Source organism: Prevotella sp. khp1 (assembly GCF_900102205.1).
Classification (GTDB): domain Bacteria; phylum Bacteroidota; class Bacteroidia; order Bacteroidales; family Bacteroidaceae; genus Prevotella; species Prevotella ruminicola.
In genome coordinates, this window is the sequence record NZ_FNJZ01000004.1 from 88,622 (window position 1) to 101,621 (window position 13,000).

20 protein-coding genes are annotated in these 13,000 nt (G+C 47.1%); 16 read left to right on the forward strand and 4 right to left on the reverse strand.

The genetic code is table 11. The features are described 5' to 3' along the window. Positions 1-65 precede the first annotated feature (65 nt). From rpsH to BLR73_RS11515, 16 genes are all read left to right on the forward strand, one after another. Entirely contained in the window at positions 66-461 is a 396-nt protein-coding gene (rpsH, locus tag BLR73_RS11440) for a 30S ribosomal protein S8 (protein WP_013064141.1), read from the forward strand. Positions 462-475: 14 nt separating this feature from the next. After that, positions 476-1,045, forward strand: coding sequence for a 50S ribosomal protein L6 (gene rplF, locus BLR73_RS11445; protein WP_013064742.1), 570 nt, complete (start codon positions 476-478; stop codon positions 1,043-1,045). 34 nt (positions 1,046-1,079) lie between these two features. Then, positions 1,080-1,424: a 50S ribosomal protein L18 gene (gene rplR, locus BLR73_RS11450; RefSeq protein ID WP_033149489.1), complete on the forward strand. Its 345-nt coding sequence runs from the start codon at positions 1,080-1,082 to the stop codon at positions 1,422-1,424. A 6-nt stretch (positions 1,425-1,430) separates the two neighbouring features. Then, the gene (gene rpsE / locus BLR73_RS11455) at positions 1,431-1,943 is read left to right on the forward strand and encodes a 30S ribosomal protein S5 (RefSeq protein WP_028902366.1); all 513 of its coding nucleotides are present in this window, start codon (positions 1,431-1,433) and stop codon (positions 1,941-1,943) included. 14 nt (positions 1,944-1,957) lie between these two features. Next, the gene (rpmD, locus tag BLR73_RS11460; RefSeq protein WP_013063208.1) at positions 1,958-2,134 is read left to right on the forward strand and encodes a 50S ribosomal protein L30; all 177 of its coding nucleotides are present in this window, start codon (positions 1,958-1,960) and stop codon (positions 2,132-2,134) included. A gap of 26 nt (positions 2,135-2,160) precedes the next feature. Then, on the forward strand, positions 2,161-2,607 hold the full coding sequence (gene rplO / locus BLR73_RS11465; RefSeq protein WP_013064744.1) for a 50S ribosomal protein L15: 447 nt from the start codon (positions 2,161-2,163) through the stop codon (positions 2,605-2,607). Positions 2,608-2,615: 8 nt separating this feature from the next. Next, positions 2,616-3,956, forward strand: a complete 1,341-nt coding sequence (gene secY / locus BLR73_RS11470; protein ID WP_013063504.1) for a preprotein translocase subunit SecY — start codon at positions 2,616-2,618, stop codon at positions 3,954-3,956. Positions 3,957-3,962: 6 nt separating this feature from the next. Further along, positions 3,963-4,763: a type I methionyl aminopeptidase gene (map, locus tag BLR73_RS11475; protein WP_013064374.1), complete on the forward strand. Its 801-nt coding sequence runs from the start codon at positions 3,963-3,965 to the stop codon at positions 4,761-4,763. 9 nt (positions 4,764-4,772) lie between these two features. After that, positions 4,773-4,991, forward strand: a complete 219-nt coding sequence (infA, locus tag BLR73_RS11480) for a translation initiation factor IF-1 (protein ID WP_004341775.1) — start codon at positions 4,773-4,775, stop codon at positions 4,989-4,991. A gap of 15 nt (positions 4,992-5,006) precedes the next feature. Beyond that, positions 5,007-5,123 (forward strand): 50S ribosomal protein L36, encoded by a 117-nt coding sequence (gene rpmJ / locus BLR73_RS11485; RefSeq protein ID WP_009160995.1) that lies wholly within the window; start codon positions 5,007-5,009, stop codon positions 5,121-5,123. Between the two features lie 112 nt (positions 5,124-5,235). Further along, complete coding sequence (rpsM, locus tag BLR73_RS11490) at positions 5,236-5,616, forward strand: 30S ribosomal protein S13 (protein WP_013065210.1); 381 nt, start codon at positions 5,236-5,238, stop codon at positions 5,614-5,616. A gap of 32 nt (positions 5,617-5,648) precedes the next feature. Continuing rightward, the gene (rpsK, locus tag BLR73_RS11495) at positions 5,649-6,038 is read left to right on the forward strand and encodes a 30S ribosomal protein S11 (protein WP_013063216.1); all 390 of its coding nucleotides are present in this window, start codon (positions 5,649-5,651) and stop codon (positions 6,036-6,038) included. A 40-nt stretch (positions 6,039-6,078) separates the two neighbouring features. Continuing rightward, positions 6,079-6,687 carry a 30S ribosomal protein S4 gene (gene rpsD, locus BLR73_RS11500; RefSeq protein WP_013064747.1) on the forward strand — a complete coding sequence of 203 codons (609 nt, stop codon included), beginning with the start codon at positions 6,079-6,081 and terminating at the stop codon, positions 6,685-6,687. A 14-nt stretch (positions 6,688-6,701) separates the two neighbouring features. Then, positions 6,702-7,694 (forward strand): DNA-directed RNA polymerase subunit alpha, encoded by a 993-nt coding sequence (locus BLR73_RS11505; protein ID WP_013064365.1) that lies wholly within the window; start codon positions 6,702-6,704, stop codon positions 7,692-7,694. Between the two features lie 30 nt (positions 7,695-7,724). After that, positions 7,725-8,219 carry a 50S ribosomal protein L17 gene (rplQ, locus tag BLR73_RS11510; protein WP_013065636.1) on the forward strand — a complete coding sequence of 165 codons (495 nt, stop codon included), beginning with the start codon at positions 7,725-7,727 and terminating at the stop codon, positions 8,217-8,219. A gap of 132 nt (positions 8,220-8,351) precedes the next feature. Then, positions 8,352-9,050: a glycine zipper domain-containing protein gene (locus BLR73_RS11515; protein ID WP_091862144.1), complete on the forward strand. Its 699-nt coding sequence runs from the start codon at positions 8,352-8,354 to the stop codon at positions 9,048-9,050. A gap of 8 nt (positions 9,051-9,058) precedes the next feature. Here the strand turns inward: BLR73_RS11515 and BLR73_RS11520 are convergent, their stop codons facing one another. The 4 genes from BLR73_RS11520 to BLR73_RS11535 form a co-directional block, all read right to left on the reverse strand. Next, positions 9,059-9,571 (reverse strand): septal ring lytic transglycosylase RlpA family protein, encoded by a 513-nt coding sequence (locus tag BLR73_RS11520; RefSeq protein WP_073046932.1) that lies wholly within the window; start codon positions 9,569-9,571, stop codon positions 9,059-9,061. A gap of 96 nt (positions 9,572-9,667) precedes the next feature. Beyond that, complete coding sequence (gdhA, locus tag BLR73_RS11525; RefSeq protein WP_013063372.1) at positions 9,668-11,005, reverse strand: NADP-specific glutamate dehydrogenase; 1,338 nt, start codon at positions 11,003-11,005, stop codon at positions 9,668-9,670. A 106-nt stretch (positions 11,006-11,111) separates the two neighbouring features. Continuing rightward, complete coding sequence (locus BLR73_RS11530) at positions 11,112-11,852, reverse strand: LytR/AlgR family response regulator transcription factor (protein WP_091862147.1); 741 nt, start codon at positions 11,850-11,852, stop codon at positions 11,112-11,114. A 42-nt stretch (positions 11,853-11,894) separates the two neighbouring features. Next, positions 11,895-12,944 carry a sensor histidine kinase gene (locus BLR73_RS11535; RefSeq protein WP_091862149.1) on the reverse strand — a complete coding sequence of 350 codons (1,050 nt, stop codon included), beginning with the start codon at positions 12,942-12,944 and terminating at the stop codon, positions 11,895-11,897. Between the last annotated feature and the right edge of the window lie 56 nt (positions 12,945-13,000).

Here is a 13,000-nt window from a genome sequence, read left to right on the forward strand (position 1 = left end):
CAAAAAAGAGATTTATTAATTTAATATTGTCGGGGTAGTCCCGATTAATTAAAACATTTATTTTTATGACAGATCCAATAGCAGATTATCTGACAAGACTCAGAAACGCCATCATGGCACATCACCGTGTCGTTGAGGTTCCTGCGTCAAACTTGAAGAAAGAGATCACTAAGATCCTCTTCGAGAAGGGTTACATCCTGAACTACAAGTTCATCGAGGATGGTCCTCAGGGTACTATCAAGGTTGCTTTGAAGTACAACCCAGCTACTCGTGAAAACGCTATCAAGTGCTTGAAGCGAGTTTCAACCCCAGGTCTTCGCCAGTACACTGGCTACAAAGACATGCCGAGAGTAATTAACGGACTTGGAATTGCCATCCTTTCCACGTCTAAAGGTGTAATGACAGACAAAGAGGCCGCAGCCCTGAAGATCGGTGGTGAGGTTCTTTGCTATGTATATTAATTGGAGGATAGAATATGTCAAGAATAGGAAAATTGCCAATTAGTATCCCTGCAGGCGTTACTGTTGCTCAGGACAAGGACGGTGTTGTTACCGTTAAGGGTCCAAAGGGAGAGCTGACACAGAAGGTTGACCCCTCTATCAAGATGACTATCGAGGACGGTCAGATTAAGTTTGAGATCGACGAGAACAGCCCTGTTAACATCAAGCAGAAGCAGGCTTTCCACGGTCTGTATCGTGCGCTTGTTAACAACATGGTAGTAGGCGTAAGCGAAGGTTATAAGAAGGAGATGGAGCTCGTAGGTGTAGGTTACCGTGTTTCTAACCAGGGTAACATCATCGAGTTCGCTCTGGGTTATACTCACCCCATCTTCATCCAGCTTCCTAAGGAGGTTAAGGTTGAGACCAAGTCTGAGCGTAACCAGAATCCTCAGATTATCCTCGAGTCATGCGACAAGGCACTGCTCGGTCTGATTTGTGCTAAGATTCGTTCTTTCCGTATGCCTGAGCCTTACAAAGGAAAGGGTATTTTGTTCAAGGGTGAGGTTATCCGTCGTAAGTCGGGTAAGTCAGCTTCAGCTAAGTAATCTTGAAAATTAACATCATTAAAAATTGAAGATTATGACAACAAAGAAAGTAGAAAGACGAATTAAGATCAAATATAGAATTCGTAAGAACGTATTCGGCACAGCCGAGCGTCCTCGTCTGAGCGTTTTCCGCAGCAACAAGCAGATCTATGCTCAGGTGATCAATGATTTGGAAGGTAAAACACTTGCTTCTGCATCTTCACTGGGTCTCGAGGCTATGCCTAAGATCGAGCAGGCTGAGAAGGTAGGTGAGCTGGTAGCCAAGAAGGCTCAGGAGGCTGGCGTTAGCGCCGTTGTCTTCGACCGTAACGGTTATCTGTATCACGGCCGCGTAAAGTCGCTTGCAGACGCAGCTCGTAAAGGTGGACTTAAATTCTAAACGATTATGGCAATGAACAAAGTTAAAGTAAATAGTGACGTAGAGTTGAAAGACAGACTGGTTGCCATCAACCGTGTTACCAAGGTAACAAAGGGAGGTCGCACCTTTACATTCGCAGCCATTGTAGTTGTCGGCGACGGCAACGGTATCATCGGCTGGGGTCTTGGTAAGGCTGGTGAGGTTACAGCAGCTATCGCCAAGGGTGTTGAGGCAGCTAAGAAGAATCTTGTTAAAGTTCCCGTACTCAAGGGTACCATCCCTCATGAGATGGAGGCTCGCTTCGGCGGTGCTCAGGTATTCCTGAAGCCAGCTGCTGCTGGTACCGGTCTTGTTGCCGGTGGTGCTATGCGTGCCGTACTGGAGAGTGTTGGTATCAAGGATGTGCTCGCTAAGTCAAAGGGCTCATCTAACCCTCACAACCTGGTTAAGGCAACTATCGTAGCTCTGAGTCAGATGCGTGATGCCTATACTGTAGCAGGTACTCGTGGAATCAGTATGGATAAAGTATTTAGAGGTTAAAGGAGAAAATAACTATGGCAACAATTAAGGTAAAGCAGATTAAGAGTAAGATCGGTTATCCAGTTGATCAGAAGCGCACTCTCGAGGCTCTCGGCCTGCGCAAGATCTCTCAGGTTGTTGAGGTAGAGGATACTCCTTCAATCCGTGGTATGATCCGTAAGGTACACCACCTGGTAACAGTAGTTGAGTAATTAACATTTTAAAAGTAGATTCGATTATGAAACTGAATAATTTAAAGCCGGCTGAGGGTTCTACCCACTCAAGTCGTCGTATCGGTCGCGGACCTGGTTCAGGTCTGGGTGGTACTTCTACTCGTGGACACAAGGGTGCCAAGGCTCGTTCTGGTTATAAGAGAAAGATTGGATTCGAAGGTGGTCAGATGCCACTCCAGCGTCGCGTTCCGAAGTCTGGTTTCAAGAACATCAACCACAAGGAGTACTTTGCAGTTAACCTCTCTACACTGCAGAAGCTTGCTGAGGAGAAGAACCTCACCAAGATCGGCATTGAGGAGTTGATCGCTGCTGGTCTTACCAATGGCAAGGTGCTGGTAAAGGTTCTTGGCAACGGTGAGCTCAAGGCTAAGGTTGACGTAGAAGCTAACGCTTTCTCAAAGACTGCTGAAGAGGCAATCAAGGCAGTAGGTGGTAACGCAACAAAAATCTAACATTAAAAATGAAGAAGTTAATAGAGACACTGAAGAACATCTGGAAGATTGAGGACCTGCGCCAGCGCATCCTCATCACTCTCCTGTTCGTAGCAATTTATCGTTTTGGTTCGTTCGTTGTACTTCCTGGTATCAACCCAGCCATGTTAAGCCAATTGCAGTCACAGACTGCCGGTGGTTTGATGTCATTGCTCGACATGTTCTCCGGTGGTGCATTCTCCAACGCATCTATCTTTGCGCTTGGAATCATGCCTTACATCTCTGCTTCTATCGTAATGCAGCTTCTTGCTGTCGCTGTTCCCTACGTGCAGAAAATGCAGCGCGAAGGTGAAAGCGGCCGCAAGAAGATCAGCATGTACACCCGTTGGCTCACTGTAGCCATCCTGATGTTCCAGGCACCGGGTTACCTGATGAACCTGAAGATGACTTCGGGAGCTGCCCTGGCAACAGGCATCTCATGGTCATACTTCATGGTTCCTGCTGTTATCATTCTGGCTGCAGGTAGCATGTTTATCCTGTGGTTGGGTGAGCGCATTACGGATAAGGGTATAGGTAATGGTATCTCACTGATTATTATGATCGGTATTATCGCACGTCTGCCTCAGGCATTCATCCAGGAGGTTAGCTCGCGATTCACTGCCATCACTGGTGGTGGACTGGTTATGTTCTTGGTCGAGATCATCATTCTCTATGCAGTTGTTTGCGCATCAATTGTTCTGGTACAGGGTGTTCGCAAAGTGCCCGTTCAGTACGCTAAGCGCCTCGTAGGTAACAAGCAGGTAGGTGGAGCACGTCAGTATATCCCCCTGAAGCTGTTCGCTGCCAATGTAATGCCTATCATCTTTGCTCAGGCTCTGATGTTCATTCCATTGACTATCGTACAGTATTCAGCTCCTGAGAATGCAAGTTGGTTCGTTCGCACGATGCTCGATCATCACAGCTGGACCTACAACATCATTTTCGCTATACTGATTATCGCTTTCACATACTTCTACACAGCCATCACTCTGAATCCTACTCAGATGGCTGAGGACATGAAGCGTAACAATGGTTTCATCCCCGGAGTTAAGCCCGGTAAGGAGACCGCTGAGTACATCGACACAGTTATGAGTCGCATTACTCTCCCCGGTTCATTGTTCATCGCATTCATAGCTATCATGCCTGCATTGGCAAGCTTGCTGAATGTTCAGGATGCGTTCTCTCAGTTCTTCGGTGGAACATCGTTGCTGATTCTGGTGGGCGTTGTGCTCGACACACTCGCTCAGATCGAGAGTCACCTGCTGATGCGTCATTACGACGGTCTGCTCAGTTCAGGTCGTATTCACGGACGTGGAATGGCCGCATACTAATCTTCTATGAAGATATATCTAAAAACTGAAGATGAGATAGAGCTGATGCGCCAGGCCAACCAACTTGTTGGCAAAACGCTTGGCGAATTGGCTAAACATATTAAGCCTGGTATAACGACCCTCCAGTTGGATAAGATAGCGGATGAGTTCATTAGAGATAATGGTGCTATCCCAACTTTCAAGGGTTTCCCCAATCCATATGGAGGGCCGTTTCCTGCCAGCATCTGCACATCGGTGAACGACGTAGTGGTTCATGGCGTGCCCAACGCTGAGACTGTTCTCAAAGAGGGCGACATCATTTCGATCGACTGCGGTACACTGTTGAACGGCTTTAATGGAGATTCGTGTTACACATTCTGTGTGGGCGAGGTTTCCGACGAGGTCAAGCAGCTGTTGAAGACTACCAAGGAGTCGCTTTACAAAGGTATCGAAAGTGCCGTTGCAGGCAAACACCTGGGGGATATCAGCGCTGCAGTGCAGGAGCATTGTGAGGCACAGAAGTACGGCATCGTACGTGAGTTGACCGGTCACGGTATCGGTCGCGAGATGCACGAAGACCCACAGGTGCCTAACTATGGTCGACGTGGCAACGGTATCATGCTGAAAGCCGGTATGTGCTTGGCAATCGAGCCTATGGTAACAATGGGTAACCGAGCCATCTGGATGGATGCTGATCGCTGGACAATCCGTACACGCGACGGAAAGCCAGCAGCTCATTTTGAGCATACCATTGCTGTAAGAAAAGGTCAGGCCGAAATCCTGTCTTCTTTTGAAGAAGTGGAGAAATTAGAAGGTAAGTTATATTAAACATTAAGTATGGCAAAACAATCCGCTATTGAGCAGGACGGAACAATTGTAGAATCGCTGTCGAATGCGATGTTTCGTGTAGAACTTGAAAATGGGGTCCAGATTATTGCGCATATCTCTGGTAAGATGAGAATGCACTATATCAAGATCCTCCCCGGTGATAAGGTTAAGGTGGAAATGAGCCCCTATGACCTGACAAAGGGACGAATTGTATTCAGATACAAATAAACAATACGAATTAATATGAAGACAAGAGCATCATTGAAGAAGCGTACCCCAGACTGCAAAATCGTACGTCGTAAGGGCCGCCTGTTCGTTATCAACAAGAAGAACCCTAAGTACAAAATGCGTCAGGGTTAATGTTAAAAATGCATAAAATGGCGGAGAATTGAAAAATTCTTCGTACCTTTGCATGCTTTTTAGCAAGAAATGTAATTTTTAGAGTAATTTATTTTTATCTTTTTAATTAACAATGGCAATAAGAATTGTTGGAGTAGATTTGCCCCAGAATAAGCGTGGCGAAATCGCATTGACCTATATCTACGGTATTGGTCGAAGTAGTTCAGCAAAGATATTGGATAAGGCAGGTGTCAGCCGTGACCTGAAGGTTAACGAGTGGACTGACGACCAGGCAGCCAAAATCCGTGAAATTATCGGCGCTGAATTCAAAGTAGAAGGTGATCTCCGTTCAGAGATCCAGTTGAATATCAAGCGACTGATGGATATTGGTTGCTATCGTGGCGTCCGTCATCGTAACGGTCTTCCCGTTCGCGGTCAGAGCACTAAGAATAATGCTCGTACTCGTAAGGGTAAGAAGAAGACTGTTGCTAACAAGAAGAAGGCTACGAAGTAATTCTAAGTTGAACATTTAAGAAATTAGGAATTATGGCAAAGAAAACAGTCACTTCAAAGAAGAGAAACGTGAGAGTAAACGCTATCGGCCAGCTCCACGTACACAGTTCTTTTAATAATATTATTGTATCGCTGGCTAACGACGAGGGTCAGATCATCTCTTGGTCATCAGCTGGTAAGATGGGCTTCCGTGGCTCTAAGAAGAATACTCCTTATGCTGCCCAGATGGCTGCTGAGGATTGCGCTAAGGTTGCTTACGACCTGGGTCTTCGCAAGGTTAAGGCTTATGTTAAGGGTCCCGGTAACGGTCGTGAGTCAGCTATCCGTGCCATTCATGGTGCTGGTATCGAGGTAATGGAGATTATCGATGTAACTCCACTGCCACACAACGGATGTCGTCCTCCAAAGCGTCGTCGCGTATAATTATTAGAAGGATTATTAAGAAGAAACATATTTTATTATTATGGCAAGATATTTAGGACCGAAATCAAAAATTGCGCGTCGTTTTGGTGAGCCCATCTTCGGCGCAGACAAAGTTTTGTCTAGGAGAAACTTCCCTCCTGGACAGCATGGCAACAACCGTCGTCGTAAGATGTCGGAGTATGCAGTCATGCTGGCAGAGAAGCAGAAAGCCAAGTATACCTATGGTGTACTCGAGCGTCAGTTCCGTAATATGTTTGAGAAGGCAGCTAAGGCTGAGGGTATCACTGGTGAGGTTCTGCTGCAGAACCTCGAGAGTCGTCTCGACAACGTAGTATTCCGTCTTGGTATTGCTCCAACTCGCGCTGCTGCTCGTCAGCTCGTAGGTCACAAGCACATTACAGTTGATGGTCAGGTTGTTAATATTCCTTCTTATGCTGTTAAGCCTGGTCAGGTTGTAGCTGTTCGTGAGAAGTCTAAGTCACTTGAGGTTATTGAGGCTGCTCTCGCAGGTTTCAATCACAGCAAGTATCCTTGGATTGAGTGGGATGAGAATGTAAAGGGCGGTAAGTTCCTGCACAAGCCTGAGCGCGCCGACATCCCCGAGAATATTAAGGAGCAGTTAATCGTTGAGTTGTACTCTAAGAACTAAAATCATTTAAATTAATGGCGATATTAGCATTTCAAAAACCCGATAAAGTCGTAATGTTGGAGGCCAACGACAAGTTCGGCAAGTTCGAATTCCGTCCTTTGGAGCCTGGCTTTGGTGTGACCATTGGTAACGCCCTTCGCCGCATTCTGCTTTCATCACTCGAGGGTTATGCTATCAACACCATCCGCATTGCTGGTGTTGAGCATGAATTCTCATCAGTTCCCGGTGTAAAGGAAGATGTAACCAACATTATCTTGAATCTGAAGCAAGTTCGATTCAAGCAAATAGTAGAAGAATTCGAGAACGAGAAAGTAAGTATCACGGTCGAGAATTCTACAGAATTCAAGGCTGGTGATATCAGCAAGTATCTTTCTGGATTTGAAGTGTTAAATCCCGATTTGGTGATTTGTCATTTAGATTCCAAAGCATCGATGCAGATTGATATTACAATCAACAAAGGTCGTGGATATGTTCCCGCCGATGAGAATCGCGAGTTCTGCACCGACGTTAATGTAATTGCAATCGATTCTATTTACACTCCGATCCGTAACGTAAAGTACGCTGTTGAGCCATATCGTGTTGAACAGAAGACCGACTATGACAAGCTGGTACTCGAGGTTACTACGGACGGTTCCATCCACCCAAAGGATGCACTGAAAGAGGCTGCTAAGATCCTCATCTACCACTTCATGCTGTTCTCTGACGAGAAGATCTCTCTCGAGAGTTCTGAGACTGAGAGCAACCAGGAGTTCGACGAGGAGATCCTGCACATGCGCCAGCTGCTTAAGACTCGTCTCGTTGACATGAACCTCTCGGTTCGTGCCCTCAACTGCCTCAAGGCCGCTGATGTTGAGACACTTGGCGATCTGGTACAGTACAATAAGACAGACCTCCTGAAGTTCCGTAACTTTGGTAAGAAATCGCTCACTGAGCTTGATGATTTGCTCGAGAGTCTGAATCTGTCGTTTGGAACTGATATTTCAAAATACAAACTGGACAGAGAGTAATCTCTTGCCCAATAAAAGCAAAAAATAATTATGAGACATAATAAGAAATTTAATCATCTCGGTCGTACTGCATCTCACCGCAGTGCCATGCTCGCAAACATGGCTATCTCGCTGATCATGCACAAAAGAATCACTACGACCGTAGCAAAGGCTAAGGCCCTGAAGAAGTATGTAGAGCCCCTGATCACTAAGGCTAAGGAGGATTCTACCAACTCTCGTCGTGTAGTATTCAGCTACCTCCAGAACAAGGAGGCTATCAAGGAGCTTTTCTCTACTGTAAGTGAGAAGGTTGGCGATCGTCCCGGTGGATACACTCGTATCATTAAGCTCGGTACTCGTCAGGGTGACGCTGCTCAGGTTTGCTTCATCGAGCTCGTTGACTTTGATCCAGAGATGGCAAAGGACACTAAGAAGAAGTCAACCCGTCGTTCACGCAAGGCTGCTCCTAAGGCAGAGGCTGCTGAGGCTCCCGTAGCTGAGGCTCCTGCAACTGAGGCTCCTGCTGAAGAGGCTAAGGCTGAGTAATCGTTAGAATTTTATATTCTAATTATAAAGAATAGGGATTTTCCTACCAAAGTGTGGGGGAATTCCTTTTCTTTTTTTTGTATATATGCGTATCTTTGCACCGAAATAGTTAATTAGTTAGTTAGATTGGTTATGAAGAAGTTGTTTGTTATGTCGCTTGGTGCCATGCTGCTGCTGAGTAGTTGTGGCACCTACACGGAGACAGGGGCTACCACAGGTGCCTGGTTCGGATCAATCATCGGTTCGGCTATCGGAGGCCTTTCTGGCGGTCCACGTGGCAGTGATGTCGGTACGCTGATTGGCATGGCCGGCGGTGCAATTGTTGGTGCAGCTGTAGGACAAGCAGCCGATGAAGCACATCAAAAGAAGATGGAGGAGTATCAGCAGCGCCGTATGGATCGTGGCAGCGTTCAACGCCAGTCGGATTATGATTATCCCGATGATCGCATATATATGGATAATACACCAGCTCGCACACCTGATGTGTTGGAGATCCGCCGTCCGATGCTGATCGACAGTAGTCGCGACCAGGTGCTGGCACGTGGTGAGGAGGCCAGAATTGTGTTCGAGGTTTTCAATACTACGGATAAGATTCTATACCGCGTACGTCCCAATGTAACAGAAATAAGCGGAAACAAGCATATAGAGGTTTCTGACAACGTTATGATAGAGAGTATAGCCCCAGGCAAGGGCATCAGATATACAGCGCTCGTACGGGCTGATAATGGATTAAGAGATGGCGAGGCTGTTTTCCGTATAGGAGTTTTTCTAGGTCGTAATGAGATTGTTTCCCAGACAAGGGAGTTCAGGATTCAAACAAGTAAGCGATAGGGTTCGTCCTATCGCTTCTTTTTTTCTTTATGCTCCTGCTGCTTTTTCAGTTTCATCTGTTGGTTTAGTTCAACCCAGATTGGTGTGGCGGCATCGCCATCGCTGGTACTTAAGTCGAGCTCTGGCTTGCTGAATACCTCGGCAGGTTTGAACGGGATGACCGACTCGTTAAACTCCTCGACAATCACAGGGGCTATGCCCTGGGCGATGATGCCTAACTCTTTGGCGGCACGATGCGAGAGGTCGATAACGCGACCTTTAACGTACGGACCACGGTCGATGACCTTTACGATAACATGGTTACCATTGGCTGGGTTGGTTACTAACAGCAGTGTACCGAAAGGGTAGGTGCGGTGGGCGCATGTAAGACTGTCGTGATGCAGTCGCACACCGCTGGCCGTTCGGCGGCCGCTGGAGCTTTTAGAATAAAACGAAGCCTTACCGCTCTCGGTTTGCGCCTGAGCGGTAAAGCTTATTATTAGTGTTAGTGTCGTTGCGACTATCTTTATGAATTTGATCATACAATGCCTTCATGCCGAAGCATGGCAGAATAGACCTTGGCTATCGCCGCCAATGCCTGACAGCATGGCAGAATAGACCTTGGCTATCGCCGAGCTCTATACGATGCCCTGAGCGAGCATAGCCTTAGCGACCTTCATGAAGCCGGCTACGTTGGCACCCTTTACATAGTTAATGTAGTTGCCTTCCTTACCGTACTTCACGCACTGCTCGTGGATACCACTCATAATCTGGTGCAGACGCTGGTCAACCTCCTCAGCGGTCCAGCTCATGCGCATTGAGTTCTGAGTCATCTCCAAACCTGATGTGGCTACACCACCGGCGTTAACAGCCTTACCAGGAGCGAACAGCTGACCAGCGGCGATGAACTTGTTGACAGCCTCGGCTGTGCAACCCATGTTAGATACCTCGGCTACGCAGAGTGGCTTGTTGGCCAGAATCATGTCGGCATCAGCACCATTCAGCTCGTTCTGAGTAGCACATGGCAGATAGATGTCGGCCTTCTGCTCCCAAGGCTTCTTGCCTGCGAAGAACTTAGAACCCTCGAACTCCTCCTCGTATGGCTGACATACGTCGTTACCACTGGCACGGAGCTCCAGCATGTACTCAATCTTCTCTGCATCGAGACCTGCGGGATCGTAGATGTATCCATCAGGACCTGAGATGGTGATAACCTTGGCACCCATCTCGGTGGCCTTCTTGGCAGCACCCCATGCTACGTTACCGAAACCTGACAGAGCAACGGTCTTACCCTTGATGTCGAGTCCGTGAGTCTCCAGCATGTGGTGAACAAAGTAGAGTGCACCATAACCTGTAGCCTCTGGGCGCAGGATAGAGCCGCCCCATTCCATACCCTTACCAGTGAGGGTAGCGCCATGGAACTGGCTGGTGAGCTTCTTGTAGTAGCCGAACAGATAACCAATCTCGCGACCACCTACGCCGATATCACCGGCAGGTACGTCCATATCAGGACCGATCACCTTGTACAGCTCGCACATGAATGCCTGGCAGAAACGCATAATCTCGGCATCGCTCTTACCACGGGGAGCAAAGTCGGATCCGCCCTTACCGCCACCCATAGGCAGGGTGGTAAGTGCATTCTTGAAGGTCTGCTCGAAACCGAGGAACTTCAGGATACTGAGGTTTACTGATGGGTGGAAACGCAAACCGCCTTTGTAGGGGCCGATGGCGCTATTGAACTGCACACGGTAGCCAATGTTTACCTGTACCTCGCCCTTGTCGTCGACCCAGGGCACACGGAAGGTTGTGATACGCTCTGGCTCTACGATGCGCTCTATGATTTTGGCTTTCTCAAACTCGGGGTGCTGGTTGTACACATCCTTAATGCTGTCCAACACCTCTCTTACTGCCTGTAAGTACTCCATTTCGCCTGGATGCTTCTGCTCCAAGGCCTGCATAATTTTCTCAACTTCCATTGTCGTTAAAACGTTTTAAGTTTACATTTTGTTACTAATTGTACTGCAAAAGTAGGAAAATTACCGATACCATCCAAGTAAAAACCCGAAAATTTTTATCGCAAAGTTACATTTTGTTAATTGTGCGCGTTCCCAGGAATTTATGGAAGGCATCTTGGTAGCCATCGGGCACGTGAATAATCTCGTTTCCGATGTAAATGCAATCGTTGCGGTCAACCTTTCTTATTTTGTCAACCGCTATAATATATGATCGGTGTACACGCAGAAATTTCTCAGGTGGCAGCATCTCCTCAACAGCTTTCATCGTGAGGTGGGTGATGAGTGGCTTGGGCTCGCTGTCGAGATAGAACATCACGTAATCCTTCATACCATTTACATAGATGATATCACTGATGGTGATATTACGCAACTCGCCATCCACGCGAACGAAGATGGCTGATGGGTGATTGGTGATGGGGGATGGGTGTTGGCTGATAGGCGATTCGCTTTTGGCAAACCACTCCTTGGCTTTCTCTACGGCCACCATGAACTTGTTATAGCGGATGGGCTTGAGCAGGAAGTCGAGGGCACTCACCTCGTAACTCTCAAAGGCATACTCCTTGAAGGCGGTGGTGAACACCACACGTGTTTCGGCTGGAATCATGTGGGCCAGCTCCATGCCGTTCAGGTCGGGCATCTGTATGTCGAGAAACAATAGGTTGGGTTTCTGCTCTTTCACGGCATTGATGGCCTCGACAGAGTCGGTAAAACTGCCCAGCAGTTTCAAGTCGGGTGTCTTAGCTACAAACGATTCCATCAGCTTTACGGCCAGTGGCTCATCATCTACTATAATACAGGTTAATGGCATATAATGTTTAATGTTTAATCTTTAATGTTTAATGTATAATGTTTAATGTATAATGTTTAAAGTAATCCTCACGTGATAGATATCATCTTCGAGCGTTTGCTCCCAGGTATAATGCCCCTTGTACATCAGGTCGAGGCGGCGACGGGTGTTCTCCAGTCCGATGCCCGAACCACTACGGTCGGCATCATCCTTGGGGAAGTTGGTGTTGTCGCAGTTGAATATCAGTTCGTCGGCGTTCTGCAGCAATCGGATGTCGATCTTCGACGGACGGTTGCTGCTCACACCATGTTTAAAGGCATTCTCAACCAACGAGATAAACAGCAATGGGGCAATCTCCATGGTCTGTTTTACATCGAACGATGTGGTTACCTCGGTCTTTTCGTTGCAGCGCAGTTTCATCAGTTCGATATAGTTACGCATAAACTCCACCTCGCCCTCGATGGGCACCGTTTTCTTATTTGTCTCGTACATAGCGTAGCGCAACAAATCGCTCAGTTGTGCGATAGCATCCTGGGCGGCATCTGCATCTATTTGACACAAACTCGAAATATTGTTGAGTGTATTAAATAAGAAATGTGGGTTTATCTGATTTTTGAGCCAAGCCAGTTCGGCCTCAGTGTTCTTGGCTTTCTCATCTTTCAGTTGCTGTTTGATTTGTCGGATGCGCATAAAGTGACGGATGCCGATGGCAATGGCGCCCACAAAGCAGTTGAGCAGTATGAACATCAACATACCTGCAAAGATACCTATCCACATGTTTGGTGTCATCGTTATCTCATGCGGAATGCGGTCACGATGGAACCATAGCATGAAGAACTGACTGTTCATCAGTAGGATAGTGAGCAGGTTGCACAGTGCGAACCACCAGAACCTGCGGCGGAAAAACAGGAATGGACCGAACAGGTAGAAGTTGATGAAATAGATTACGAAGGGCGAGTGTAGAATACCCCAAACCACAAAGAACGAGGTCTTTGTGGCATGTAAGTCTTGCGTGCTAAGGAATGTGGCCAGCGGCATTGCCAGTATGATGATGGCCCAAACACCAAGTTGTGTCAGTAGTAACCAGATATTTTTTTTATCTATCTTCTTCATAACGCTTGCAAATATATGAAATAATTTAGAATAAAGCGTCCTTTTTTGTAAAAAGA

Excerpts from the sequence above, each read along its gene's own strand:
- rpsH (WP_013064141.1), top strand. The coding sequence starts at position 66 with ATGACAGATCCAATAGCAGATTATCTGACAAGACTCAGAAACGCCATC.
- rplF (WP_013064742.1), top strand. The coding sequence starts at position 476 with ATGTCAAGAATAGGAAAATTGCCAATTAGTATCCCTGCAGGCGTTACT.
- rplR (WP_033149489.1), top strand. The coding sequence starts at position 1,080 with ATGACAACAAAGAAAGTAGAAAGACGAATTAAGATCAAATATAGAATT.
- rpsE (WP_028902366.1), top strand. The coding sequence starts at position 1,431 with ATGGCAATGAACAAAGTTAAAGTAAATAGTGACGTAGAGTTGAAAGAC.
- rpmD (WP_013063208.1), top strand. The coding sequence starts at position 1,958 with ATGGCAACAATTAAGGTAAAGCAGATTAAGAGTAAGATCGGTTATCCA.
- rplO (WP_013064744.1), top strand. The coding sequence starts at position 2,161 with ATGAAACTGAATAATTTAAAGCCGGCTGAGGGTTCTACCCACTCAAGT.
- secY (WP_013063504.1), top strand. The coding sequence starts at position 2,616 with ATGAAGAAGTTAATAGAGACACTGAAGAACATCTGGAAGATTGAGGAC.
- map (WP_013064374.1), top strand. The coding sequence starts at position 3,963 with ATGAAGATATATCTAAAAACTGAAGATGAGATAGAGCTGATGCGCCAG.
- infA (WP_004341775.1), top strand. The coding sequence starts at position 4,773 with ATGGCAAAACAATCCGCTATTGAGCAGGACGGAACAATTGTAGAATCG.
- rpmJ (WP_009160995.1), top strand. The coding sequence starts at position 5,007 with ATGAAGACAAGAGCATCATTGAAGAAGCGTACCCCAGACTGCAAAATC.
- rpsM (WP_013065210.1), top strand. The coding sequence starts at position 5,236 with ATGGCAATAAGAATTGTTGGAGTAGATTTGCCCCAGAATAAGCGTGGC.
- rpsK (WP_013063216.1), top strand. The coding sequence starts at position 5,649 with ATGGCAAAGAAAACAGTCACTTCAAAGAAGAGAAACGTGAGAGTAAAC.
- rpsD (WP_013064747.1), top strand. The coding sequence starts at position 6,079 with ATGGCAAGATATTTAGGACCGAAATCAAAAATTGCGCGTCGTTTTGGT.
- BLR73_RS11505 (WP_013064365.1), top strand. The coding sequence starts at position 6,702 with ATGGCGATATTAGCATTTCAAAAACCCGATAAAGTCGTAATGTTGGAG.
- rplQ (WP_013065636.1), top strand. The coding sequence starts at position 7,725 with ATGAGACATAATAAGAAATTTAATCATCTCGGTCGTACTGCATCTCAC.
- BLR73_RS11515 (WP_091862144.1), top strand. The coding sequence starts at position 8,352 with ATGAAGAAGTTGTTTGTTATGTCGCTTGGTGCCATGCTGCTGCTGAGT.
- BLR73_RS11520 (WP_073046932.1), bottom strand. The coding sequence starts at position 9,571 with ATGATCAAATTCATAAAGATAGTCGCAACGACACTAACACTAATAATA.
- gdhA (WP_013063372.1), bottom strand. The coding sequence starts at position 11,005 with ATGGAAGTTGAGAAAATTATGCAGGCCTTGGAGCAGAAGCATCCAGGC.
- BLR73_RS11530 (WP_091862147.1), bottom strand. The coding sequence starts at position 11,852 with ATGCCATTAACCTGTATTATAGTAGATGATGAGCCACTGGCCGTAAAG.
- BLR73_RS11535 (WP_091862149.1), bottom strand. The coding sequence starts at position 12,944 with ATGAAGAAGATAGATAAAAAAAATATCTGGTTACTACTGACACAACTT.